Source organism: Nodularia sp. LEGE 04288, from assembly GCF_963896525.1.
In the GTDB taxonomy this organism is placed as follows: domain Bacteria; phylum Cyanobacteriota; class Cyanobacteriia; order Cyanobacteriales; family Nostocaceae; genus Nodularia.
The window spans coordinates 1-24,690 of the sequence record NZ_CAWQOY010000130.1 but is presented as its reverse complement, the minus strand read 5'-3'; the positions used below and the strand labels follow the sequence as shown (position 1 = coordinate 24,690).

General features: G+C 41.9%; 23 protein-coding genes. 14 read left to right on the top strand and 9 right to left on the bottom strand.

Annotated elements, in window-relative coordinates; translation table 11 throughout:
* Positions 1–41 precede the first annotated feature (41 nt).
* Positions 42–779: a phosphoribosylaminoimidazolesuccinocarboxamide synthase gene (purC, locus tag AACX33_RS17805; RefSeq protein WP_194001802.1), complete on the bottom strand. Its 738-nt coding sequence runs from the start codon at positions 777–779 to the stop codon at positions 42–44.
* Between the two features lie 733 nt (positions 780–1,512).
* Here purC and AACX33_RS17800 point away from each other — a divergent pair.
* Positions 1,513–1,773 carry a DUF7219 family protein gene (locus tag AACX33_RS17800; RefSeq protein WP_194001804.1) on the top strand — a complete coding sequence of 87 codons (261 nt, stop codon included), beginning with the start codon at positions 1,513–1,515 and terminating at the stop codon, positions 1,771–1,773.
* A 147-nt stretch (positions 1,774–1,920) separates the two neighbouring features.
* Here AACX33_RS17800 and AACX33_RS17795 read toward each other — a convergent pair whose 3' ends face one another.
* The 3 genes from AACX33_RS17795 to AACX33_RS17785 all read right to left on the bottom strand — a co-directional run bounded on the left by AACX33_RS17795 (position 1,921) and on the right by AACX33_RS17785 (position 5,221).
* The gene (locus tag AACX33_RS17795) at positions 1,921–3,057 is read right to left on the bottom strand and encodes a glycosyltransferase family 4 protein (protein ID WP_194001806.1); all 1,137 of its coding nucleotides are present in this window, start codon (positions 3,055–3,057) and stop codon (positions 1,921–1,923) included.
* A gap of 224 nt (positions 3,058–3,281) precedes the next feature.
* Positions 3,282–4,436, bottom strand: coding sequence for an NAD-dependent epimerase/dehydratase family protein (locus AACX33_RS17790; protein ID WP_194001946.1), 1,155 nt, complete (start codon positions 4,434–4,436; stop codon positions 3,282–3,284).
* Between the two features lie 260 nt (positions 4,437–4,696).
* Complete coding sequence (locus AACX33_RS17785; RefSeq protein ID WP_194001808.1) at positions 4,697–5,221, bottom strand: hypothetical protein; 525 nt, start codon at positions 5,219–5,221, stop codon at positions 4,697–4,699.
* A 277-nt stretch (positions 5,222–5,498) separates the two neighbouring features.
* On the opposite strand from AACX33_RS17785, the gene AACX33_RS17780 reads away from it, so the two are divergent.
* The 6 genes from AACX33_RS17780 to AACX33_RS17755 all read left to right on the top strand — a co-directional run bounded on the left by AACX33_RS17780 (position 5,499) and on the right by AACX33_RS17755 (position 10,337).
* Positions 5,499–5,846 (top strand): hypothetical protein, encoded by a 348-nt coding sequence (locus AACX33_RS17780; RefSeq protein ID WP_194001810.1) that lies wholly within the window; start codon positions 5,499–5,501, stop codon positions 5,844–5,846.
* A gap of 90 nt (positions 5,847–5,936) precedes the next feature.
* Entirely contained in the window at positions 5,937–7,448 is a 1,512-nt protein-coding gene (gene ycf46, locus AACX33_RS17775; protein WP_194001812.1) for a stress-responsive protein Ycf46, read from the top strand.
* A gap of 141 nt (positions 7,449–7,589) precedes the next feature.
* Positions 7,590–7,940 carry a DUF1257 domain-containing protein gene (locus tag AACX33_RS17770; protein ID WP_089090590.1) on the top strand — a complete coding sequence of 117 codons (351 nt, stop codon included), beginning with the start codon at positions 7,590–7,592 and terminating at the stop codon, positions 7,938–7,940.
* A 321-nt stretch (positions 7,941–8,261) separates the two neighbouring features.
* Positions 8,262–8,486: a hypothetical protein gene (locus tag AACX33_RS17765; RefSeq protein ID WP_194001814.1), complete on the top strand. Its 225-nt coding sequence runs from the start codon at positions 8,262–8,264 to the stop codon at positions 8,484–8,486.
* Positions 8,476–8,907, top strand: a complete 432-nt coding sequence (locus AACX33_RS17760; protein WP_194001816.1) for a type II toxin-antitoxin system VapC family toxin — start codon at positions 8,476–8,478, stop codon at positions 8,905–8,907. Before AACX33_RS17765 ends, AACX33_RS17760 begins: the two co-directional genes overlap by 11 nt.
* Positions 8,908–9,110: 203 nt before the next feature.
* A complete protein-coding gene (locus AACX33_RS17755) occupies positions 9,111–10,337 on the top strand; it encodes a response regulator (RefSeq protein WP_194001818.1) in 1,227 nt (408 codons plus the stop codon).
* A gap of 387 nt (positions 10,338–10,724) precedes the next feature.
* On the opposite strand, the gene AACX33_RS17750 is transcribed toward AACX33_RS17755, so the two are convergent.
* The 3 genes from AACX33_RS17750 to thrB all read right to left on the bottom strand — a co-directional run bounded on the left by AACX33_RS17750 (position 10,725) and on the right by thrB (position 14,026).
* The gene (locus AACX33_RS17750; RefSeq protein WP_194001820.1) at positions 10,725–12,338 is read right to left on the bottom strand and encodes an NAD(P)H-quinone oxidoreductase subunit 4; all 1,614 of its coding nucleotides are present in this window, start codon (positions 12,336–12,338) and stop codon (positions 10,725–10,727) included.
* Between the two features lie 251 nt (positions 12,339–12,589).
* Entirely contained in the window at positions 12,590–13,102 is a 513-nt protein-coding gene (locus AACX33_RS17745; protein ID WP_194001822.1) for a hypothetical protein, read from the bottom strand.
* Positions 13,103–13,108: 6 nt separating this feature from the next.
* Positions 13,109–14,026 carry a homoserine kinase gene (thrB, locus tag AACX33_RS17740; protein WP_194001824.1) on the bottom strand — a complete coding sequence of 306 codons (918 nt, stop codon included), beginning with the start codon at positions 14,024–14,026 and terminating at the stop codon, positions 13,109–13,111.
* Positions 14,027–14,193: 167 nt separating this feature from the next.
* Here thrB and AACX33_RS17735 point away from each other — a divergent pair, with 167 nt between their 5' ends.
* The 4 genes from AACX33_RS17735 to AACX33_RS17720 all read left to right on the top strand — a co-directional run bounded on the left by AACX33_RS17735 (position 14,194) and on the right by AACX33_RS17720 (position 15,800).
* Complete coding sequence (locus AACX33_RS17735) at positions 14,194–14,526, top strand: DUF6972 family protein (RefSeq protein WP_194001826.1); 333 nt, start codon at positions 14,194–14,196, stop codon at positions 14,524–14,526.
* A complete protein-coding gene (locus tag AACX33_RS17730; protein ID WP_006198566.1) occupies positions 14,495–14,743 on the top strand; it encodes a hypothetical protein in 249 nt (82 codons plus the stop codon). Before AACX33_RS17735 ends, AACX33_RS17730 begins: the two co-directional genes overlap by 32 nt.
* Positions 14,740–14,874, top strand: coding sequence for a hypothetical protein (locus AACX33_RS17725; RefSeq protein ID WP_265338663.1), 135 nt, complete (start codon positions 14,740–14,742; stop codon positions 14,872–14,874). Before AACX33_RS17730 ends, AACX33_RS17725 begins: the two co-directional genes overlap by 4 nt.
* 62 nt (positions 14,875–14,936) lie before the next feature.
* Complete coding sequence (locus AACX33_RS17720) at positions 14,937–15,800, top strand: Rpn family recombination-promoting nuclease/putative transposase (RefSeq protein WP_194001828.1); 864 nt, start codon at positions 14,937–14,939, stop codon at positions 15,798–15,800.
* 99 nt (positions 15,801–15,899) lie between these two features.
* Here the strand turns inward: AACX33_RS17720 and thrS are convergent, their stop codons facing one another.
* On the bottom strand, positions 15,900–17,744 hold the full coding sequence (gene thrS / locus AACX33_RS17715) for a threonine--tRNA ligase (protein ID WP_194001830.1): 1,845 nt from the start codon (positions 17,742–17,744) through the stop codon (positions 15,900–15,902).
* A 494-nt stretch (positions 17,745–18,238) separates the two neighbouring features.
* Between thrS and AACX33_RS17710 the strand changes: the two genes are divergently transcribed.
* Both AACX33_RS17710 and AACX33_RS17705 read left to right on the top strand, forming a co-directional pair.
* Positions 18,239–18,574, top strand: a complete 336-nt coding sequence (locus tag AACX33_RS17710) for a DUF2605 domain-containing protein (RefSeq protein WP_194001832.1) — start codon at positions 18,239–18,241, stop codon at positions 18,572–18,574.
* A 258-nt stretch (positions 18,575–18,832) separates the two neighbouring features.
* Positions 18,833–19,153: a DUF2973 domain-containing protein gene (locus tag AACX33_RS17705; RefSeq protein WP_194001834.1), complete on the top strand. Its 321-nt coding sequence runs from the start codon at positions 18,833–18,835 to the stop codon at positions 19,151–19,153.
* Between the two features lie 173 nt (positions 19,154–19,326).
* On the opposite strand, the gene AACX33_RS17700 is transcribed toward AACX33_RS17705, so the two are convergent.
* Positions 19,327–21,606, bottom strand: coding sequence for an amylo-alpha-1,6-glucosidase (locus AACX33_RS17700; protein WP_194001836.1), 2,280 nt, complete (start codon positions 21,604–21,606; stop codon positions 19,327–19,329).
* A 1,067-nt stretch (positions 21,607–22,673) separates the two neighbouring features.
* On the opposite strand from AACX33_RS17700, the gene AACX33_RS17695 reads away from it, so the two are divergent.
* Positions 22,674–24,690 (top strand): DICT sensory domain-containing protein (locus tag AACX33_RS17695; RefSeq protein ID WP_227789159.1); only part of this gene is annotated, 2,017 nt, incomplete at its 3' end.

Here is a 24,690-nt window from a genome sequence, read left to right as displayed (position 1 = left end):
AGTCAAAAACCATGTATTCTTACCTTTTTGTTTTGACAAATTCAAGTTTTAGTTTCTACTGCTTGTAGCACTCGTTGTAAAACCTCCTGGTAAGCATTCTCTACATTCCCCAAGTCACGGCGGAAACGGTCTTTATCCATGACTCTCAAGTTAGGATCAGCTTCGGCTGTGTTCCACAAGCGGCAAGTATCAGGGCTAATTTCATCTGCCAGCAGTATCTGCTGTTGTGAATCCAAACCAAATTCTAGTTTGAAGTCTACGAGGGTAATACCGCATGAATGCCAAAAGCCACGAAGAAACTCGTTGACTTGCAATGCTAGATTGCGAATTACATCTACTTGTTCCGGTGTAGCTAGTTCGAGCAGAAATAGGCGATCGCTTGTTAACAGTGGATCTCCTAATTGGTCGTTTTTGTAATAAAACTCTACCAAAGGTTGTTTCAGCACTGTACCCACTGGTAATCCTGTTTGCTGAGACAAACTACCAGCAGCAATATTTCTGACAACCACTTCTAGCGGCAAAATCTTTACAGCCTTGACTCGCATTTGATGCGGATTAGGGCTATCAATATAGTGGGTTTTTATACCATATATTTCTAACTGCTGAAATAGGTGGCTAGAAATGGTACAGTTAATTTTTCCCTTGTCGATAATACTGCCACGTTTTTGGGCATTAAAAGCAGTGGCATCGTCTTTAAAATCAGCCAACAAGACTTCTGGATCGTCTGTTGCATAGAGAATCTTAGCTTTGCCTTCGTATAGCTGGGAATAAACAGACATGATGTGAGGTAAGGTTTTAGGCAGTTGGCAGCTTTCGCCCTTTCAGGCTTAACTATTTTATCTTTAGTTATTCAATATCCGCTATTGGTGCTGAGTTTGCTATGTTTCTCAGCTAATATCAAGCAGCTACATTTTAGCAGGGCGAGAGTCAAGGTAACTTGTCGGCAGAAGTAGAACTGAAATCTAACCCTTGATAGAAGACAATGATATTTAGTGTATGGTATTTTTTATGGCTTGGATGTAATTATTGGGGTGGGGAAAAATTCTCAAATCATTGAAAAAATACATATTCATGCAGTATGAATGGAAGTTTTTACACGATGAATTATATTGGCAAGTGGAAAAAAGTAGATTATTATCTAATGACATAAATTAGCAAGAGTCAAAATATCAACATATCATATTTTGTCAATTAAGTAAATTAATTCTTGATACTGCTTGTTGTCAAAGGATTTTAGGTTTGATCCTGATCCTTTAGATTCCCAGTCACAATTAACTATTTCTCCCATAAACCTACCAGAATGAAAGTGTTGCTCTCAATTGTTTGGTCTGGCAAAAAAGATTAAGGGAGTTAATTATTCAATTATATTCAGGGACTTCCCAGCAAAAAACCCGATCCCTTGAGACAAGGGAGACAAAGAGAAATAAGTTGTCTGGGATATGGAAGTTGGAAAATTTGTTTCTGGGAAATTTCTAAAATAGGTGCAATATTTAGATAAATGCTAAAAAAATAATGAACAAAGACGATTTTCTCTATCCTCGTGGACGCTACTATGGTCATGTAAAGCCGGAAAACTTGGTTTTTAATGCAAATTTGCAGGAATTTGCTCAACGTATTAGTTATATCTGTAATTTAGAAACAGGTGGAAAGTTAACTCCAGATGAAGCTTACGAACAAATCAAGGCTTTGTGGAAACAGTTGAAAAAAACAAAAAAACAACTGCAAATAGGTGAAAGTCCTTTTCAAGATGATGATGGAGAAAGTGCAAGCTGAGAGAGTACAAATAGACGAAAGTCTTTTTTCCAACCATTCTCTAGACACCATCCCCAAACTTTGGAGATGGTGTCTTTTGGTAATTATCAGCGCCTTCTATGTGGATATTAACCGCTTGTTCTGGCTGAATAGAGTTTCCTATCCTATTCAAGCTACTGTGGTCAGTTTTTCGGAAAATATCACCTTTTGATAGTAATCTTGCAGCTGACAAGTAGCAGATGACCATCCCCATTTTTCTGCTTCCTGACGGGCATTTTGACGGATCACCTCTCGTTCTTGTTGTTGTTGCAGAAGGCGGAAAGTAGCATTAATGGCATCTTGAATATCTGCTGTGGGGTCAAAAAGATAGCCATTTACACCGTCTGTGACAATATCAGGAATCCCCCCAGAACGGGCTGCTACTACTGGACAGCCAGCGGCCATTGCTTCTAATAGAACTAAGCCTAGTGTTTCTGTCCGAGAAGGAAAAATAAAGGCATCAGCACTAGCAAAGGCAGAACCTAACTCTTGTCCTGTAAGATACCCGACAAAATGAGTGTCAGTGCCTGCAAAATGTTTTTCCAATTCTTGACGGTGGGGGCCATCACCGACTAATGCCAATCGGGCATGAGGAATTGCCTCTAGGATGGGCTTGATGCGCTCAATTTCCTTTTCGGCGGAAAGACGGCCGACATACAGCAGTAAGGGACTTTCTGGGTGATTTTGGGATAGACGCGATCGCATTTCCAAACTAGCTAAATCAGGATGAAAGAATTCTGTATCCACACCCCTCTGCCAAACCTTCACTCGTTCAATACCGTGTCCTGAGAGTTCTTCCATCATCACTGTGGAGGTGCAAAGGTTCAAAGCGGCTTGATTATGAGCGCCTTTGAGCAATTCCCACAGAAAACCTTCGAGCATTCCCAAACCGTAATGCTGGAGATATTGAGGTAAATGAGTATGGTAAGATGCAACTAACGGTATTTTAAGCATCTTGCTATAAAAAATCCCAGCCAGTCCTAAAACAGCTGGATTCACTACATGAATAATATCTGGCTGAAATTCTTCTAAAGCATAACCAATGGCCGGGCGGGGCAAAGCCATTTTTAACTCTGGATACAATGGCAGAGGAAAGCCAGTAACGCCGTAAACTTTGGCTCCTTTATGTTCAGTAATCCCGCCATCAGGGGCAAAGACTAGTACTTGGTCACCATTGCGTTGTAGATGGTCAACGGTATGGCGCAGGCGTGTGACTATGCCGTCAATCTTGGGAAGAAAGGTTTCAGTAAATAGGGCGATTCTCATAAAAAACTAGATAAGCAGATAATCCCAGATTCTTTTACATTGCAGTCAATTACTAGCAGATGGTCAGTCTGAGGCTATACATACAGGCTCTATGGTAAGTCCGCCTTGCTAGGTAGAAGTGGGCATATTGCCCACCCCAGAAAATATATAGTTGATGCTCAACAAAAATTAACTGTCCATCATGTTTTGCTAAGACATGACGAACAGTTTCCAGCAGGCTTGATCTACTTTCTATGCCAAGAAACCTTGGGCAGAATTTGCTTGTTATCCACTCTGTTTTGATACTTGACGGCAAAGTTTAACAATGAATCAAGTAAGGAATCAGAGAGATAGTGGGGCTGTAAACCCAGATCCAGCAGTTTGGTATTTTTAGCGTTGAAGTAATGTTCTTCTCTTTCAACTCTGGGGTTATCCAGGTGATTGATATCCACACTTAGCCCGATGGCATTCCCAGCTTTTTTCACCATTAATGCCAGGTCACCAATGCTGAATAGCTCAGTAAATTGGTTAAATACCCGGAATTCGCCCGGTTCGGCTGGGTTAGCGATCGCTAGTTCTATACATCGCACTGTATCTCGAATATCCAAGAAACCACGAGTTTGCCCACCTGTCCCGTAGACGGTGAGAGGATGAGCGATCGCAGCTTGAATACAGAAACGATTCAGTGCCGTACCAAATACTCCATCATAATCAAGGCGATTAATTAACATTTCGTCCATTCCCGTTTCTTCGGTCAGAACGCCATAAACTATCCCTTGATTTAAATCAGTAGCCCGCAGCCCCCAAGTGCGGCAAGCAAAGTTGATATTGTGACTATCATGAACTTTGCTCAAGTGGTACATCGAACCCGGCTGCTTCGGATACGGTAAGGTATCTTTGCGGCCATTGTGTTCAATTGTGATGAACCCTTCTTCAATATCAATGTTGGGTGTACCATATTCACCCATTGTTCCTAGTTTGACCATGTGGCAATCTGGGAAGTCTTCTCGCATGGCGTACAGCAAGTTTAAAGTGCCGACGACATTATTAACCTGAGTGAGAACGGCGTGTTCTCGGTCAATCATGGAAAAGGGCGCTGAACGTTGTTCACCAAAATGCACGAGGGCGTTCGGCTCAAATTGGTGTAAAACTTGCTTGAGAAATTCGTAATTAGTAATATCGCCAATGAATAGGTCGATACATTTACCAGTCAAATCTTGCCAGCGCTGGAGGCGTTGCTGAATTGGTGCGATGGGAGTCAGAGTTTCGATACCCAATTCATTATCCCAGTGCCGCCGCACCAAACTATCTAGAATTCCAACTTCGTAACCTCGGTTGGAAAGGTAAAGTGCAGTTGCCCAACCGCAATATCCATCACCACCAATTACCAGGACTTTCATCTTCACCAGTTTTTACTCGCTGATAGCTAAATCTATCAGGTTTCTGTACCCTCTTCACCATCATTCTTTGAAAAATTGCTGACTCTGGGCTGGGAAATGACGACAATGAGGATGATTAGGGGGATCAGGAGTCAAAGAATTTTGGATTTTGGATTTTGGATTTGGGATTGATTCCACAGATAAATCTGGGGGCTTGTACCATCAAGTCACTATTGGTGATCATAATTTTTCAATAGACTTCCCCACTCCCTCACCTCGTCCTACTCCCGAATCCGGTACTGGTAGGCCATGTAATAGAACAAATGATAATAATCTGAAAATTCTTGATTCTGGCTGCGCGCCTGCCAGTAATATTGGACTTCATCCTGAGTTAGGCTCAATGTCATTGAGCTGATTTGCTGATCAATTTCCACAAGTAGCACTCCAGATACACCTTGATCTGTCTGAAAGTTAGGTTTGCTCGTTGTTTTGCTATTTTGTTCTATTGACTCAGGTAGCTGATGAGCCGCCCATGCCCGAATTTCCACAGAATTATTTTTGGGTGATAGCAAAACAATCCCATCATTATTTGCTTTAGCTGGTGAGGCATTCCAATTACTGGGATATGGAAACTCAAAGCCATAGCGAGAATTGTTATAAGTATTCCATGTCACCCTAGAAGGCAGCAAATTGCTGGCAGTACAACTCCACAGGCTCAATAACAGGGCAGTCTGTCCGCCAATGGTTTTAATTTTAGTATAAATTTTTAGTTTTAAACTACAGGTTTTTACTGTAGTGATAGACATGATTATATTTTTAACTAAAGTCACTTATCTTTCAAATTTACCAGATATAGCGATTTTCATCAATAAATTGACATATTTTTACTCTGACTTGATTACATGAGCATAAACGGGCAACTGTTGCATAAATGACTCACTTTCACAACTATTTTTTTCCTCAACACCAAAAAATGTAAATAAATGTAACAAAATTGCCGTCAAAACGCTTTAACGTCTTGACATCTGACAAAGTAACCGATAACGTAATATACATACCCGGGTAAGGCCGTCAAAGAGTTATATGCAAACTAAGCAAAAGGTTACTTTATATCTGTCGCCAGAACTTCACAAAAAACTGAAGATTCGTTCAGCTATTGATTCAGAACCGATGTCAGAGCTTGCCGAACGCGCCCTAGTCTTCTACCTTGCTAACTCAGAACTAGTTGAGGAAGTCGAAGCTTCTGCCTATGGACGAACGCACAGAATTTACTCCTGTCCAGAATGTGAGAGTTCATTAGTCTTACGTGATGGAGAACTGATTGCCATGAGCCATCAATCAGGAATAGGTTCTCAAGAGCATCTATCCATTGACGAAATGGAAAAAGATGAAACTCATCCCAAGGGTGAGGAAGAATTGGTTCCTTGCTAGGTAAGAATGATGAATAAACCATTCATGATTCGGTTGCCACAACCAACAAACGATGTCTTTACTGTATAAGGTCTCCAGCAGGTCGATTGTATGAAAGAAGAGCTCAATATTCTAATTCAAGCTCAATATCCTCTAATCTACCTTGTGACCTCCGAGGAAGAACGGGCGGAACAGGCAATTTCCACAATCGCCCAATTATTAAAGCCCCAACGCCGCGTATACGTCTGGACAGTAACTCACGGCATCGTGGAATATGGGCAACCCCGGAACGTCACCCAACACAATACTGTTTCGCCAGAGGCGGCTATTGAGTGGATCATCCGGCAGAAAGAACCTGGTATATTTATTCTTAAAGATTTACATCCGTTTATTGATGCGCCTGCGACAACAAGATCCTTACGTGATGCGATCGCTAGTTTCAAGGGAATGCATAAAAACATCATTTTGATGTCACCGATGCAGCAAGTTCCCATTGAATTAGAAAAAGAAGTTGTCGTTCTTGACTTCAAATTGCCAGATATGGCTGAGTTAAACAAAGTCCTAACTTACCATTTAGAGCAAAATCGAGGCAGACGGCTCACCACTGAGGCGCGAGAAAAGCTTCTCAGAGCAGCTTTAGGTCTAACTAAAGATGAATCTGAAAAAGTATACCGTAAAGCACAGGTAACAACTGGACGCTTAACGGAAGATGAAGTAGATATAGTTCTATCTGAGAAAAAACAACTCATTCGGCGCAATGGTATTTTAGAATACATCGAAGAAGATGCAACCATTGATGCTGTAGGTGGCTTAGAAGAACTAAAAAGGTGGCTCAAACAGCGCTCTAATGCCTTTACAGAAAGAGCGAGAGAGTATGGTTTGCCCCAACCCAAAGGAATGTTAATACTTGGTGTTCCAGGTTGTGGTAAGTCACTAATTGCCAAGACTACCTCCCGACTGTGGGGTTTGCCATTACTACGCCTAGATATGGGGCGAGTATATGACGGCTCAATGGTGGGACGAAGTGAAGCCAATCTACGTAATGCCTTAAAAACAGCAGAATCCATCTCTCCAGCGATTCTGTTCATAGACGAGTTAGATAAATCCTTTGCAGGTAGCTCAGGTTCATCTGATTCCGATGGTGGTACATCAAGTAGAATCTTTGGTTCTTTCCTAACTTGGATGCAAGACAAGAAATCTCCCGTATTTGTCATGGCAACCGCGAACCGAGTGGAACGCTTGCCTGGAGAGTTTCTGAGGAAAGGACGCTTTGATGAAATTTTCTTTGTGGATCTGCCCACAGCCGAAGAAAGGCAGGATATATATAATATCCACCTCACCAAACGTCGTGAAGACATTTCCCGATTCGACCTTGAGCAATTAGCCAAGATGTCTGACGGCTTCTCTGGGGCAGAAATTGAACAAGCACTTGTGGCGGCAATGTATGAAGCCTTCGCCCAAGACCGCGAGTTCACCCAATTAGATATTATTGCTGCACTGAAAGCAACTCTGCCGTTGTCACGTACCATGCAAGAACAGGTAACAGCCCTGAGAGATTGGGCCAGACAGCGCGCAAGACCCGCCGCAGCCTCCGTCGCTGAATATCAGCGCATGGAGTTTTAAAAGCTTTCCCCTGCTAATACCAGGGGCAAAGGCTAGCCCCCAAAGCTAGCAGTTAAGAGAAAAAGCCGCATTTCCATCAGCGCGGCTTCCCGAAAAAAAACCGTTGTCTTTTTCTCACTCTTCTCACTGGAGGAAACCCAAATGTCTCATTTTAGCACACTGCGTACCAAAATCACCGATGCTGAAATCCTCAAGTCTTCTTTGCGCGACTTAGGTATTAGCGTGAAGACTGAAGCGGATGTTCGTGGTTACAATGGTCAGCGCGTTCGTTCCGACATCGTAGCTGTTTTGGAAGGTGAATACGATCTAGGTTGGTCTCGCAATAGCGATGGTTCCTTTGACCTCATCGCTGACCTGTGGGGCGTTGCTAAGAAGCACAATCAAACCGAGTTGATCAACTCCATCAACCAAAAGTATGCAGTTAACAAAACCTTGTCTGAAGTAAAACAGCGCGGTCTGCAAAACGCCAATGTCAAGTTGGTATTGCAATAGAATTTTCTCAGCGCGTTCCCAAAGCTGAACGGGTTAACCACTTCATTAGCGGTTAGCCCGCTTTTTTTATTGGGACTGGGATTTATTTCTCAGTCCCCCATTTTTTTGTTGCACTGATTTTCAAGCACAAGCTATGTGTGGGTAAAATAAATGTGTTGACTTTTTTACATCCATATATGCTCTCAAACGACCTGAAAAGAAGAATCATTAACAGAATGGGGTGTTAAACAAATCACCACAAAGGGTTTTAGTGTCAATTCAGTAGGGTGGGTTAGCGTCAGCGTAACCCACCATTAACCATGAAATTTGATATGTTTGGCAATGGAAGTTTTAAAACTTACGACGACGATTGATGAATCAGGATATTTGCATCTGAATATTCCCACGCAGTTAGCGGCTGGTGAAGTAAATATTGTAGTTGTATTGAATCCAGTTTCGTCAAACGAGGAGCAGAAACACAGATATGATTTCTCTGATTTGCTAGGAAAGTTAAATTGGAAAGGAGATGCGGTAGCGATACAAAGAACTCTACGCGATGAGTGGTAATAGCTACTTGCTCGATACGAATGCAATTGTGGCTCTACTACAAGGAAATTCTCAACTTATTCAATTACTCCAAGATACTGATTGGATAGGGGTTTCAGTTATTAGCCAAATTGAATTTCTGGCGTTTGCAGGTCTAAGTCAAGCAGATATCTTGCTTTTTCAACAATTCCTTCAGCGAGTGGAGGTTGTTGGCTTAATAGTGGGTGATACAGTATTAATTGCAAAAATCATTGAAATTCGACAGCAATATAGGTTGAAATTACCCGATGCGGTGATTGCTGCAATGGCAATCCAAAATTCAGCAAGTCTGATCACGGCTGATCAAGAGTTTGCCAAGGTGACAATTTTAACTGTAATTTTACCTATATTTCTTTGCCCCAATTTTTCTATTCCTATGGGGGGATTTTTAACAGTTAGATAATCCTATATATGTATCTTTAATCTAAGATCAGCAAAAACAGCATTTATACGGTTACAATTAAATTAATAAATATTTACATTTACTTAATAAATATTTACATTTACACTGCCCTGATTTCTCAAGTATAAATCAAAGGTTTCGAGTAATTACCAAGAGCTATATAGCTAGTTTGAGGGTTTGAAGGATAAAGGAACAAACTACGTATGACCCGCACGGCACTGATGATATCGAATAATATACTTGATGAGTTTAAAACTTGTACTCAACTGCAATACAATGGCTGCTTAAAGGTTAGAAGTAGCAAAGGACACCAATGGACTTTTTTCTATCGTCTAGGACGGATAGTTTGGGCGGAGGGAGGAAGTCATCCTTTCCGGCGCTGGCGGCGAAATATGGCTCAATACTGCCCTCAAATTGATATAGATCAGTTAAATTTACGTAGAGAAGACCTAGAAATCAATCACTGGGATTATCGCATCCTGGAAATTCTCTATAAAAAACAGCAAATTCAACGAGAACAAATTCACGCTGTTATAGAAAGCACAATATCACAACTGTTGTTTGATTTAGCTCAACAAACAAATTTTGTGGCTGTAAGTTGCGATCGCACCCAGGAATTTATCATAGAAACACCAGTGAGTTTCACAAGTGCAGATGTCTTTATGAAAAAGATGCAAGACTCGTGGAAATTTTGGTCAGATGCTGGTTTGGCTAATTTTTCTCCCGACTTAGCACCAGTTGTGCGAAAACCAGAACAACTCGCGCACCATGTAAGTGAATCTGTCTACAAAAAGTTTGTAAATTTGCTCAAGGGTAAATACACTCTGCGAGATTTAGCAGCAAAAATGAATCAGAGTATTGTTCCTTTGACCCGTTCATTGCTTCCTTATATTATCTCAGGGGTCATTGAACTGGTAGAAGTACCTGATTTACCTTTGTCAGTTGCAACAGTCAAAAACAATTCTGTTTCCAGCCCAGCTACAACATCAACTGCGCCACTGATAGCTTGCGTAGATGATAGTCTTCAGATTTGTAATATGGTAGAGAGAATTATCGTCTCACATGGACTGAGATTTATCAAAATTCAAGATGCTATACAAGCTTTACCAATCTTGATTCAAAGTAAGCCAGACCTGATTTTTTTAGATTTGATTATGCCTATTGCTAATGGTTATGAAATTTGTACTCAGGTGCGCCGAGTTTCATCCTTTAGTGACACACCTGTAGTGATGTTAACGGGAAATGATGGTCTTTTTGATCGAGTCCGATCTAAGTTGGTCGGTGCAACAGATTTTATGGCAAAACCCGTAACAGCAGATAAAATCATGGGTGTAGTAGGGAAATATTTACCCGTACAGACTCAACCTCAAGTCCAAAAGACACTAGTACAGCACGGTGTAAATAAGCCGACTATTCTTTGGAATAATTAGGTCAAACAATTTGGAATTTTGGATTTTAGATTGACCCCACTGATAAATTTGGGGGCTTGTACCATTCAGGAAGTATTGGTCAGTAAGTAGGTAGATAGTTTATTGTAGGTAAGTTGTTAGTTAATCAAGATTTAGCCAGTAGTAATAGCATATAAAAAATTTTAAGGGTGGTTATAAAACCACCCCTATATTCCAATACGGTTCAGTAAAGGAACCAAATTGTTTGTCACAGTAATTTTTTTTAACGTTCGCGTAGCGCATACCGCAGAGGCACAGAGGACACAGAGAGTTAAGAAAGAGAAGAAAAATTTGCTTAACTGAACTGTATTGCCCTATATTCCCCTCTTATTTAGAATTTACTTGCTATACCCAATCAGGGTATTATATTTACTCTGAGAGATTAACTACAGTATCAACTTGAGATGAAGCTAAGGTTGGTGCAGTGAAGATAGTCGAGTACAGACTTGCTGGTTGCTGACGTGCGAATACTGGTAGGACTTGACGCGCATGGGCTGCTAATTCCACTGCCTTCACATCGTAAGTCTGCGTAACCAACTTGGGATAGAAACCAATACCGATGATGGGAATGATCAAACAAGCTGTGATAAACAATTCACGGGGTTTGATGTCAGCAACTACAGCATCTAGATGTAATTCTGCGTTTTGTTCACCGTAGAATACTTGGCGCAACATTGATAGTAGGTAAATTGGAGTTAAAATCACGCCAACCGCCGACAACACGATGACTACAATTTTGAAGCTGGAACTGTAAACATCGCTGGAGGCAATACCGAGGAACACCATCAACTCACCCACAAAGCCACTCATTCCGGGTAAAGCGAGAGAAGCCATTGCACCAATTGTAAATACGGCGAAGGTTCTGGGCATTACTTTAGCCATACCGCCCATTTTGTCCATCATTAAGGTGTGGGTACGTTCGTAAGTTACACCAGATAGGAAGAACAAGCTAGCGGCAATCAAACCGTGAGAAACCATCTGTAATACAGCACCGCTAATCCCAATCTCTGTATAAGAGGCAATCCCAATTAAGACAAATCCCATGTGGGCAATTGAAGAGTAAGCCAAGCGGCGTTTGAGATTTGTTTGGGCAAAGGCGCAACAAGCACCGTAGACTATGTTAACTACACCTAGTACTGCGAGAACTGGGGCAAAGTAAACATGGGCATTGGGCAACATTTCAACGTTGAAGCGGATGAGTGCATAACCACCCATTTTTAACAACACACCAGCCAAAATCATGGAACCAGGTGCAGATGCTTCACCGTGGGCATCAGGTAGCCAAGTGTGTAAGGGGAAGATGGGCATCTTCACACCGAAGGCAATCAAGAAACCTGCATAAGTTAATAATTCTAAAGCTTTGGGGTATTGCTTCATTCCCAGAGTTGCCATGTCGAAGGTGACAGTATCTCCTGAGAATGCCATTGCAAAACCAGCTACCAAGATAAATATTGAGGCTGCGGCTGTATAGAGAATAAATTTAGTCGCTGCGTAACGGCGGTTTTGTCCTCCCCAGATGGAAATCAGCAGGTACACAGGTACTAACTCGATTTCCCACATTAAGAAGAACAACAGCAAGTCTTGGGCGACAAATACGCCAATCTGGGCGCTGTACATCACTAACATTAAGGCATAAAACAATCGCGGCTTAGTGGTTACTTTCCAAGCCGCGAAGATTGCCAGTGTGTTAATTAAGCCGGTTAGTAGGAGTAAGGGCATCGATAAACCATCAACACCAACAGACCAGTTTAAACCTAACTCTGGAACCCAAGCATAGTTTTCTACGAGTTGCAGTGTGGGGTTTTGGAAGTCGTAGCTATACCAAAAGGCAGAAATTATCAGGGCAAAATCAGCGATCGCAACTCCTAAACCATACCACCTAACGGTTTTTCCTTCTTTATCTGGGATGAAAGGGATGGCTAAGGCAGCCACCAGGGGCAATAAAATTATGGCTGACAGCCAAGGAAATTCAATGGCATTCATTAGTTCTGACAATCGATTTACCTTTTTGGTTATGATTTCATTATATGAAGGAATTTGTACTTTTGTAAATGTTATTTATCCCTAGTATCTACTTTTTGAGTAAATTTTAGGAATAAATACTCATCAATTCCTTTCAAAACCATTCTAATTGTAAACTTTTGCAACGTCAATACAAAAAATATATAAAAAAAGTGACTAAAGTCACCAATTTAAGTTATTATATTTAACATTTTCGACAGATACGCACAATTTTAGACAATTCGATTCACAATCGTCCAAACTTCCCCATCTGAGCGCACATAGGGAACTGAGATGGTCTTAAACCCTGTAATAAAAGGCTTATAGTAGACTTGCCAATACATGGGACTCAAATAATCAGCACAAGATTTCAGCAGACGGATTTCTGTGGATAGTTCCGCCGCTAGTTGATTAATGCGTTCGGCATGAACCTGGGCTACTTCTCTGGCTTGTTCTAATTCCTGCTCTTGGGTAAGCTGTTGGGATTTATTTTGCCAATGTTCTAATTCAGCCTGTTTGTATTGTCGCTGTATTTCCAGCGCGGCGATCGCATCGTCGATGCCTTTGAGTTCTACAGATAATTGGGCATTTTCTCTGGCTTGGCGGCGACAAGCTTCCACCATTGCTGAGGGTGAATCATTCTTGCCAGATAATACATTATTAATACTCAGCGTCGCCCGTTCTTGCTGGAGTGCCTGTATTTCTGAGTTGAGGGTGGTGATTTCTGTATGAATTTGGTTAATCATTACGGTTTATCCTTGGTAGCTTGCACCTTGGGTATCCAGAGAAAGCGATCGCACTGTGGCTGTAATTCCTGTTGATTGCCAAGCTGATAACATCGCCGCTTCTACAGCCTGAGAATGCAACTTATCTACTAAAGCTAACAGTGTCGGCCCTGCACCACTAATTACCATGCCATAAGCACCGGCTTTCATTGCAGCTGCATTCACAGCATCGTAACCAGGAATCAAAGCTTGGCGATATGGTTGATGCAATCTATCTTGTAAAGCTGTGCTTAACCATTCTCCCTTACCTGTTTGCAAACCGCGTAACAATAACCCCAAATGTGCTGTGTTGAAAATTGCATCTGCACGACTCACCTGAGTAGGTAAAACTTGCCGGGCTTCACTGGTGGAAAGCTCAAAATCAGGAATAGCTAGGACTGGGACAATATTTTCATTCCAGGGAATATCACAAATCTCCCAATTATCGGCACTGGTAGCAGCGAGACGACATCCCCCCAATAGGGCTGGTACGACATTATCAGGATGTCCTTCCATTGCGATCGCTAATTCCATCACCTGTAATTGAGTCAAAGGCGCACCCGCCAGTTGATTAGCACCAACCAACCCGCCGACAATGGCTGTAGCTGAACTACCCAAACCTCTCGCCAATGGTACACCAAGCTGAATTTCCATTTTTACCGATGGCGGTGTCTGTCCTATATATTGATAGAACTTCACAAAAGCCTGATAGAGTAGATTACTTTCATCGGTTTGCACCCGTTCAGCTTCTGCACCTGTGACATCAATAATTAATCCACCCTCATCTAAGCGAGTGAATTTGAACTTGTTGTACAGCGTTAAAGCTGCACCGATACAGTCAAAACCAGGCCCCAAGTTAGCTGTAGTGGCAGGAACGGTAATAGTGATACTAGAAATAACAGACATCTGCAAATACTCTCCAATCATCAACCAGCATCTCATGTTAAGGGTTGATTTGCTCATGAGTATTGCTAATTGCGGCCAGGTGTGGTTTGTCAAACAGAATATATGAGCAAGCGATCGCTTATAAATTCTTTAACGAACTTTCTCAATTATGTGTAAAACTGCTTTGAATGAGTTTAATTGACCGTGAACTAACTCTCGACACTAAACACGTTGCCAAGCATCTCCCAGATACTCCTCAAATGCAACAGCTACTGCAAAAAGAAGGAAGCGCTCATATATTTATTGATGAAGCGACAATATATATAGTTGCTCAAGCAATCATAGAGCAAGGAGAATTTACAGGGATGATTCGCGGACATGAACGCTATGGATTATACTTTGCCGAACCAATTGGATATCGTCTCAGTATTGATGGCGGTAAAATCCCACTTTATTACGCTGAAATGAAAGTAAAAGGAAACAAATACCATGTTATCCCACGCACAAAACCTAGTAGATAATTGGGAATTTTCGGAGTTATGGATAGATCCCACTGCTTCACCTCCATACGTTCTGATTTTATTAAGCGACAGTTCCGGTAAAAGCTGTGTTTACGATCCAAATCAGAATTATCAGTTGGCGTTTTCTAGTGACAGCTACGAAGAAGCAAAACTTTGGCTACTTGAAGATGAATATGAACGAGTCGAAGGAAGATTAACAGCTTCAGTTGCAGCATGAGAAGCGTCTTGCTAGAGTTTGCCAACTTAAAGGGTGAGTATTGCTCACCCTACTTTCTGCTAGAAGTTCTCGAAGTTAGCGATCGCTTTGAGAATATCTGGATAATTTGCAGTCCTTGGGGGTTAAGATGATGAAGACAAATGAGTGCTTTTGACAGGTCTTCAACTATTGCGCTCATCTAGGAACATCTTTCATGCGCCGAGATTCCATATTTTATCAACTATTTCAACAATCACCGACTTTATTATTTGAACTATTGACAAATCCGCCAGCAAATGCTGAGGCATATCGCTTTGATTCGGTGGCTGTCAAAGAACCTAAATTTGAAATTGACGGGGTATTTTTACCACCAGAAAATGAAAGTCCAGGTGTGGTGTATTTTTGCGAAGTGCAATTTCAAAAGGACGAAAAACTCTATGAAAGAGTATTTGCTGAATCCTCATTATATTTCTACCGCAACAGTGACAGATTTAGTGATTGGCAAGCAGTAATAATTTATCCATCACGCAGTATTGAACAAAGTAATATTTATCCCCATCGTGGCTTCCTGAATGGTAACCAGGTGCATCGAGTGTATTTGGATGAATTGGGAGATATTCGTCAATTACCTTTATGGGTAGCATTGATGGTATTAACCACTGTAGACTCAGAACAAGCACCCTCTGAGGCTAAGTATTTACTTGAACGTTCCGCTTGTGAGGAAGCAGAAACCGCAAGTAGCGCCATAATTGAATTAGTTACCACAATCATGGTGTACAAGTTTGAAAAATTAAGCCGCAGGGAGGTTGAAGCGATGCTAGGAATCACACTCAAAGAAACGCGAGTTTACCGGGAAATCAAGGAAGAAGGTCGGGAAGAAGGTCGAGAAGAAGGTCGAGAAGAAGGATTACAAAGAGAAAGATCACTCATCTTAAGACTCCTAACTCGACGAGTGGGAGAATTACCCCCAGATGTGCGTCAGCGTGTGGAAACTCTCTCTTTAGAAGAATTAGAAAATCTGGGTGAAGCCTTGCTTGATTTTAGCAGTATGGCTGATTTGCAGTCGTGGTTAGACTAGGCCGCAAGGCGGAAGTCAAAAGTCAAAAGTCAAAAGTCAAAAGGCTTGTTCTATAGGCTTTTGATTTATTTCCGCCGTGCTGTACTAGCCTATTGATGGTTAGAAGTTATCGAAGTTAGCGATCGCATTCTTCATTTTATCCACCACTTCATCCACAGGAATAGCTCCCAATTCCCCAGAAGCACGGGTACGGATACTCAAGCTGTTAGATTCAACTTCTTTAGCTCCGATCACCGCCATGACTGGGATTTTTTGCTTCTCTGCATTGCGGATGAGTTTACCCAAGCGATCGCCACTGGTATCCACTTCTGCACGAATACCTTCAGCCACCATTTTCGCGGCGACATCCTTAGCAAAATCTAGCTGTGCTTCACCCACTGGTAACAATCTCGCTTGCACAGGTGCTAACCATAAAGGAAAATCACCAGCGTACTCTTCAATCAAAATCCCAATCAGCCGTTCTAAAGAACCAAACGGCGCACGGTGAATCATCACAGGACGTTGGCGGGAACCATCTTCAGCCACGTATTCCAAATCAAAGCGTTCTGGTAAGTTGTAATCTACCTGAACCGTTCCTAATTGCCATTCTCGTTCTAAAGCATCACTAAAGATAAAATCTAGTTTGGGGCCATAAAACGCCGCTTCCCCAATCCCCTCAAAGTAATTCATTCCCAACTTTTCCACCGCGCGGCGAATTGCACCTTCGGCTTTATCCCAAATTTCATCAGAACCAATATACTTATCACTGGCTGGATCGCGGAAACTGAGTCTAGCTTTAAAATTCTTCAATTGCAGACTCTTAAACACCGACAAAATCAAGTCCACCACATTGAGAAATTCATTGTCTAGCTGTTCGGGAGTGACAAACAGGTGCGAATCATCCACAGTAAAACCGCGCACTCTGGTTAAACCACCCAATTCTCCTGATTGTTCGTAGCGGTAAACAGTACCAAATTCGGCAAATCTAATTGGTAATTCCCGATAGGAACGTAACTCATTCTTGTATATTTGGATATGAAAGGGGCAATTCATCGGCTTGAGGACAAAACCTTGCTCTAAAGCTGCGGCTTCCTCATCGTCCGACATCAGGGGAAACATATCTTCCTTATACTTCTGCCAGTGTCCAGAAGTTTTAAATAAATCGACTCTCGCAATGTGCGGCGTGACTACAGGTAAATAACCCCGTTTGAGTTGTTCCTTTTTGAGGAAATCTTCTAACACACTCCGCAACAAAGTACCTTTAGGAGTCCACAAGGGTAAACCCGGCCCCACTTGCTCGGAAAATATAAATAATCCCAGTTCCTTACCAAGTTTACGGTGATCTCTTCGTAACGCTTCTTCTTTGCGCCGCTTATACTCAGCCAGTTGTTCTGGAGTTTCCCACGCAGTCGCATAGATGCGTTGTAACTGCGCCTTGGTTTCATCCCCACGCCAATAAGCACCGGCTACACTTTCTAATTCAATAGCTTTGGGGTTTAATTCGCTGGTATTTTCTACATGAGGTCCCGCGCACAAATCCCACCATTCATTCCCCAGATGGTAAATTGTGATCGGTTCTTGTTTAATATCTCCCAGGATTTCGAGTTTGTAAGGTTCCTGAATTGCTGAAATCCTTTTTTCGGCTTCTTCCCGGCTGACTTCTTCGCGCAGAACTGGTAATTTGCGATTAATAATCTTCACCATCTCTTTCTTGATGGCTTTCAAATCATTTTCGCTAAATGGTTCTGGACTATCGAAGTCGTAGTAAAAACCGTTTTCAATCCAGGGACCGATTGTAACTTGCGCTTTAGGAAACAGCTTTTGTACCGCCATTGCCATTACATGGGAAGCTGTGTGGCGAATCTGCTTTAATGTTTCCGATTCGCTGGTACGAGGTAAATAAATTTTTTCAGGTTGTTCTGATGGATTGAGAGTTGAATTTGGCGACATCGGCTGCTGAACCATTAGCGAAGTGATTACAAAAAGATAATTTTAGTAGTTGAAAGTCAGAAAAATCTACCCAGGGATTGGGAAGAGGCAGGGGGCAGGGGGGAAAAAAACTTACTCAGCACTTTCCAGTCTGCTTCAAATATAACGAGTTTACTGACTTTCATTACTGCCAAGTTAACTTTAATATTTCTCTGGAATCAACCCTTTTCTCATAAATCGCCACAAATGAGTGTTAAGGACTCAGTTTCCAACTAAGAAATTATGCACTGTTGGCTGAAGATACTTACGGTGAGATACGCTCATGCTTTGCCGAAAATACTTTATATCTGGATAGCTTTTTTTCTATTCTCAATTTTAGATAAACCTTACGGCAATAATGATTATAGTCTATTTCGTAGCCATGATTACAGATTTTTCCACAATCTATCTGAGGAAAGAGGATAGAATTATGTTAAAAATTGTAAAAAACGTTAATATTAGTGGAGAAGTTAGCAATATACTTTTTATTTATGCGAGACTCGAATTTACCAGGGGCTGAGATGCTGAAAACGGTATTAGAACCTCTGCTGGAGGATTTTAATTATTGGTTTGCGCGATCGCGTGAATTGTTGGAAACCGGGCAACTCTCATTTATGAGTCACGAAGAGCAATCAGATTTACTTTTGCGAGTCAAGCAAGCGCAAGATGAACTAAACGCAGCAAAGATGCTATTTACCGCCACGGATGGACAAGTCGGGATTGAAATGACCACCTTAATACCTTGGCACCGCTTGGTAACAGAATGCTGGAATCTATCAATGCGCTCTCGTCAGGCACATTCAGTCTCAGATTTTGCTGCTGGTTGATTTCAGCAGACTGGATTGGCATCAGAACAAGACACTATACAAGTCGCATTAAAGATTCAAATTCCTTAACATTATTTTTATTAACAAATAATGTGTCCCATGTTACTTTAGTTTGAATAGATTAACAAATTTTTCCATAAAAGTATAAACGCGCCAAGCGTGCGTTAGATATTCATCTTCGCCGGATCTGACAATATAGGCGAAGCAAAAGGTTACCGAATAAAGTTTTAAAACTTGCTGCTCTTAGAGGAAAATCCGATGTTACACCTACTTTACATTCTGGCTTTTACAATTCTTGCTTCTTTAGCCGTTGCTAACTTAATCCGCAACTTGATTATGTTCAGTTTTGATCGAGAGCGAGTTTATCCAGGTAAATATTCATCAACCGATAATCAAGGCTATCTCTCTTCCAGAAAACAATTTATTCCCCACCCAGAATTATTAGACAACGCGGGTAACTTAATTAAAGAACCTTTGTTAGTCATGCGTTCCGTCAACGTTGAAGATGCTCGTCAACAGTTAGATGCTCTTTATGAATCTTCTCCAGGACACAAAAGCGACCGTCAAGAAGAAGGTTAATTTTCGACAGTCATAATTTAGTATTTGTAGCATTGGGGGTTGAGCATTAATTGTTCAACCCCTATAACTACTGAAATTACTCCTGAACATGAGCTTTAGATTTGGGAAACCAGTTTTCATCATAGGGGTCTAAATATAATTAAACCCCTAAAATTTTGTTACCTATTCCCTGGTTACGCTTCAATAACCACCCGGAGATTACCCCGTTTCTTCACTACCCGACAAGCAGTAGTACTACCAGAGCGCTCGAACTCCAAATCCAGTATAGTAGGGCCAACTTTCAAATTATGAAATGACAGACGATTAATTGATTCTGGTAAAGTCGGATCAATAATTCGCAAGCAATTATTTTGAGCGTCAGGGACTAAATTAACCACCATTTGCAGCAGTTGAAATATAGTCCCGGTAGCCCAAGCTTGTGGTGTACAAGCCACTGGATACTGTACAGGCGCATGGTCACCATTGCGTTCGTAACCGCAGAAAAGTTCTGGCGGACGTTGATATGGTTGCTGACTAGTCATATCAAACAAACCTTGGAACACTTCTAAAGCTTGATCGATGAGACCGAGCGATCGCAATCCCATTGCAATGAGAGAATTATCGTGAGGCCAAACTGAACCAATGTGATAACCCATTGGATTATACGCTGGTGACAAACTGCTCAAAGTCCGAATCCCCCAGCCATTAAACATATCTGGCGCTCGTAATCGTTCCGCCACACTGTAGGCTTTTTCCGGTGTAAAAATCCCTAAATTCAAACAGTGACCAGGATTAGATGTAATACTTGCGACTTGCTTCCCGTCTCCATCCAAAGCTAAGGCGCAGAAATCTTGGTCTTTGATCCAAAAATCTTGATTAAAACGCACCTTGAGGTGTCTAGCCTCATCGAGCCACCGTTCTGCTAAGTCTAGGCGCTTCTTCATCTTAGCTATTTCTGCTAGGTTAATTTTAGCTGCGTAAACGTAAGCTTGCACTTCACTCAAAGCAATGGGGCCATTGGCTAACTCACCCTTATTGTCTACGATACAGTCGCCAGAATCTTTCCATCCTTGATTAGCCAGACCCCGTTTTGATTTACGGTAGTAAGTCAAATAGCTACTTTGTTTAAGATGACGATCAATCCATTCCATCGCTGCTAGAGCATTCGGCCACAGTTTCTCTAGAGTTTCTTGATCGTGAGTCCAAGCGTAGTATTCAGCATACAACATCAACCACAGGGGAGTAGCATCAACTGTGCCGTAGTAGGGTGTATGGGGAATTTCTTGACAACGCGCCATTTCCCCAAATCGTAACTCATGTAAAATTTTCCCTGGTTCTTCTTCACGCCAGTCATCCACAGTTTTACCTTGGTATGACGCTAGAATCATCAGGGTTTCTTTGGCAATTTCGGGATTTAGCATCAGGGTTTGGGACGCTGTAATTAAAGAATCTCTGCCAAATAACGCTGAAAACCAAGGAACACCGGCGGAAACAGTTTTATACTTCCCAAAAGACTGACGCAACAAATACATATCTTGCTCAGCTCGTTCAATTACACGATTGAAGATACTTTTATCTGATCTAATCTGTGTAATTTGCTGTATCCATTCTTGCTCTTCCATCAACTCAGCCGCTTTGGCTTGTACTAAGGTAAAAGCTGCACTCACCGTAGAACTGGGTTGATTGTTAGTCAACATATTGATTCGGTAACCCAGCTTTTGAGTTTCGTGAGAAGCCAAATCCAACCGCCAAATAGCAGTGTAACCCTGAAAATCGTCTGGTTGGCGATACTGGAATTGGATACGGGATTCCATTAATAAGCCATCCAAACCCTGATAGGCTAAGGTCAAAGATTTTTCTCTTGGTGGATGTACAGACGCAACGCCATGACCAGCAAAAGCTGCTTTTTCTTCAGATGTCGATTCTACTAAGCGTAAAATTTTACCCCGTTGTTCTCTTTCAACACCGCGAACTTCAAATAAATCAACAAAATCTGCATCGAAGCTGATACTTAATTCAAAGCTGACATTTGTGGTGCTGTAATTAGATATTTCAATTTCTTCAAATAGCGCCCCATTGAGGACAATTTCTCGGCGAACACCAACAGTTTCTGCTTTCAAGTGTTCGTCAATATTGGGGTTAGTACACAGAACGGAAATTGAAAATCCTTTTTCAGCAGTACTGCTCAGAAGGATAGGCGATCGCCCGGCAATTTGCAACTCTAGACGATTGAGAAATCTGGTGTCAGAGCAAAATAGTCCCACGTTGGGGTTACCATCCTGAAGGGAACAACCAGAAATGTTCCCCATTGTATCCGTCACTAAAAATAAATCATCATCTTTAACCGTCAGAGTTGGTTGTGGTCTTTCACTCACAACACAAGGCCATTCCGGTATAGGTAATTGTGCTGCGGGAGTAAAAGTTTTACCATCCAAAGAAATTTTTTCCGGGGTCGTCAGTGTATCCGGTGTCATGAGCCAAAGTTCCAGTTACAGGTGTATGTCAATGGTGTCAACAGGGAAAAGTGCTTCTACAAGGCGATTTCCATCTTTGGGAGTCAAATCAAGAGTCACATATTTTTGCCAAGGGAGTAGACAGGAAATTGATCACAAATCTTTATAAGAGTATATTGTCTATATCTAAAGTCAAGGCTGAAAAATGGTGATTTTCAGCTAATTCATCTCAGTCTCAACCTTCTCAGACCTCATGGAAAGAGAATACTTAGGCAAGATACTAAATTTGCCAATGGTGACAATTTTATTGGGAATTAAGTCCAGAAATACGATGAAATTGTTTGAATAATTTTTGTATATTATTAAATAATAATGTGTAAAATTCAGCTTTAATACAACGAATTTAATTTATCATTAATAATTACTAAATTAAAATCTATACAGCGATTTAAAATCCTTCACATCATGATTTTTGATTATTTTGATCAGAATGGGCAATTTTTTGTGTTTATAGCAGTTCTCTGAGGAGGAATTTGATGAATCGGGGTTGGAGAAATAGGAGTAATTAATTAACCATAAATGAACACAGAAAAATTTGTATTTAGCAGATTAGGAAATGCTATAAACTGTGAGAAGTATAACTACTCAAAGATTTGCCAAAAACTTGATAAAATTAGCGGCTGAAAAAAGTTTAAGCTGGCTTTGTTTGCATTTATGGGCGATTTTAGGCAAATAAACTTTAGCTCAGGCTGATATCAAAGGGGTCTGTTGAATGTATATTGAGCTTAGTAGCTTATAATTTTCAACCTGACGATGCCAGCAAATGGATCAAAAAAACTTAAAAATAAATATCAAGACAAATGTCGCAAACAACTCTTATATCCCAGGATACGTCCCATAAATATCCTATTTTTGTTGGTCTAGTTCTGGAGATTTTTTCAACACTGTCACTACCTTTGTGAAAAGTGGTGTTCAAGATTCTTTACATATTTCAACTGTCTGCTGCACTTGAGAGTCCGTTGTAATTTGTACAATGCAGCTATGACTTGAATCTTTTTTTGTGATTGGGCTTTTCTTTAACGATATTCATGAGCATTTCGTCTTCCGTGCTGAGTGATCTGCTACAATCTATACCCTACCTGCGACCCCAGCTATATTTCAAGGCTTCACTAACAGCCCTTTCCCACGCGATGGAAGATCAGGTTCTGGCGGCAACTTTGGAGCAGCCCTTGGTAATTGCTAGCTTCCAAAGAGAGCGATACTATCGCCAAGAAGCTCATCGCTATCAGCGTTTGGCTATGCGGAGTAATCAAATATACGTCTTATCCGCACCAGAGACGGACTTTGCCAACAGTTCGGAATATTATGAGAAGGTAGCCTTTGAGCCAGAAGATGCCTTGAGTCAAGAATGGCATTTGGTGGTAGTTGCGGATAACTATGCTACTTGTTTGGTGTGCCGAGAAAGTCTGGGTTCTATTGCCAAAAACCAGCAGCTACCAGAATTTAGCCCTAGTCTAGATATGGACACGGCGCGGAGGTTTGAGGGAATCTGGACATCAGAACGGGGAGTTAGCCTCAAAGCAGCTGATTTGCTATTAGACAGAATTTCGGTTTACAGGCCAGACCTGGGAGACAAAATTAAACAGGCTCGCCAGAGGTTTGGCATCGGGGAAACCAGAAATTATTCCCCAACAGAACAAGTGACTGAATTTGCTTGTGACATTGACACTGACCCCTTTGTGCAGCGCTTGGTGACTTATCTGCAAGCTAGCCAGTACAAATTGCATAAAGCCTATCGTTCCATCACTGCCCAAGCCCGAAAAGAGCGTTTAGTCAACTCTATTAGTACAGCGATTCGGCGATCGCTTGACCCCCACGAAGTCCTACAAATAGCTGCACAAGAACTAGGACAACATTTAGGGGCTAGTCGCTGTTTAATTTACCGCGCTCAAGCTACAGATGCCCAGGCAGATATTAAACATGAGTTTTTGATTCCTGGTGTTTTACCTGTGGGTGGGCAAATTTGGCAGTTAGATGAAAATCCTTTATTTGAAGAAGCAATCCAAAACGGTGAGGGCGTTTGTGTCGCTGATACGCTGAGTGATCCTCGTGTGACCAAATCCAAGAAACTGTCCGCAATTGCCCAAAAATTTGCTATTCGTTCTTGGTTAATCGAACCAGTATTTTTTCAAGGACGATTGTTAGGCATTGTGGAATTGCATTATTGCTGTTTACCGCCCCACGAATGGCAACCAGGAGAACTAGATTTGGTAAAAGCGATCGCCACCCAAATGGGCGCAGCTTTAATCCAAGCAGAGGCTTACGCTAACCTAGAAGACCTCAACCAGCAGCTAGAAGCCCTAGACCGCACCCGCAGCAACTTAATCGCCATCACAGGTCACGAACTCCGCACGCCCCTATCCACAATTCAGGTGTGCTTGGAAAGCCTCGCTAGTGAACCCGATATGCCTTTAGAGTTGCAGCAGGTAATGTTGAGTACTGCACTTTCCGACTCAGAACGAATGCGGAAACTGGTGCAAGATTTCCTCACCCTTTCTAACCTTGAAAGCGGACGGGTACAATGGCATCCAGAATCTCTGACTTTACAAGAATGTGTGGATTTAGCTCTCAGCCGACTTCGCACCCGGACTTCAAGCGAGAAACCCCCCCAAGTCAAAACTGAAATTGCCGAAAATCTACCTTTGGTGAGAGCTGATGGTGATTGGCTGGTGGAGGTAATCGCCAAACTGATCGATAATGCTTGTAAATTTACACTGCCTGACGGCAAGATTACAATTACAGCCACCCAAAACAGCAATCAGATGGTGGAGGTGACCGTGGCTGACACTGGACGTGGTATTGAACCCAATCGCCTAGAAATCGTGTTTGACCGTTTCTATCAAGAAGAAGGAGCGCTGCGGCGTACCACTGGCGGGACTGGCTTGGGACTGGCAATTAGCCGCCAAATTGTCACTGGCTGGGGGGGAGAAATTTGGGCAGAATCAAATGGTAAAGACCAAGGTAGCCAGTTTCATTTCACGATTCCTGTTGCTCAAGTGAGTCACGAGGAGAAGAGGCAGGGGGGCAGGGAGCAGGGTGCAGGGG